Below are 1,142 nucleotides of genomic sequence, written 5' to 3' on the forward strand. Positions count from 1 at the left end.
CTTGTTCGCTTCAACACCCGCTTTCCACTCTTCTTTGCTTTGACCATTATCGCGCTTCACATCGATCCACGGGATCAACGAGCCAGCTAGTGGTACGCCGAACTTGTCTGTAGGGAATGACGCGCTGCGCATTGTGTCTGCAACTTTCTTGTCAATATCAAGAATTGAGCTTGCTGGGTTTGCCAGTTCTGAACTTACTGCATCGTTGATAACACCCATTTGAGAGATCAACTCACGCATGTTTTGCGCACCAGCACCAGAAGCCGCTTGGTAAGTCATCGCACTGGTCCATTCCACCAACCCTTTCTCAAACAGGCCACCAAGACCCATCAGCATCAGGCTAACGGTACAGTTACCACCTACGAAGGTGTTCGTGCCGCCATGAATACCATGTTGAATTTGTTTTAGGTTCACAGGGTCTAGCGTGATGATCGAATCTTCCGCCATACGCAGTGTTGAAGCTGCATCAATCCAGTAACCTTTCCAGCCTGCTTGACGAAGTGCTGGGTACACTTTTTCAGTGTAGCTGCCACCTTGACACGTAATGATCGCATCAAGCTGTTTTAAACTTTCGATATCAAAGGCATCTTGAAGCATACCTGCATCTTTTCCTAGATTAGGCGCAGGGATACCTACTTGAGAAGTGCTGTAGAAAACTGGTTCAATCAAGTCAAAGTCTTTTTCTTCGACCATACGCTGCATTAGAACCGAACCGACCATGCCGCGCCAACCAACTAAACCTACTCTCATCGCATAACTCTCCATGTAATAAATTAAACCTACCCCATAGTTCATTTTTCGCAGAAAAATCTCAAGCCCTAATTTGTAAATGAGGTCAATTTTTACCCTTTTACCGAGAAAATTCACGTTAGCCGTAATTTCGAACTATTTCTGCTGCCTTTACTCCTCGATTAACAAGTAGGGAAATCCCCTACTCCGAGCGTATTGGTCTTACCACTCAGTGAGAAAACAACAACTGAAGCACAATAAATTCACATCACACAACATTTAAATACATAGATTTTAAAGTTAATTGGCAGTTAATTTTACAAGCAAACGTTTTAGCCGACGAACATCAAGATAAAACACCAAATGTTCGAAATATAATTTTTGTTAATGTATGTTATGCGCGATTACAACAA

At 43.1% G+C, this 1,142-nt stretch carries 1 protein-coding gene; it reads right to left on the reverse strand.

The annotated features are described in order from the left end of the window. Positions 1-750 (reverse strand): aspartate-semialdehyde dehydrogenase (gene asd, locus R8N28_RS26180; protein ID WP_318183779.1); only part of this gene is annotated, 750 nt, incomplete at its 3' end. Positions 751-1,142: the final 392 nt, after the last annotated feature.

Source organism: Vibrio sp. Vb1554 (assembly GCF_033344235.1).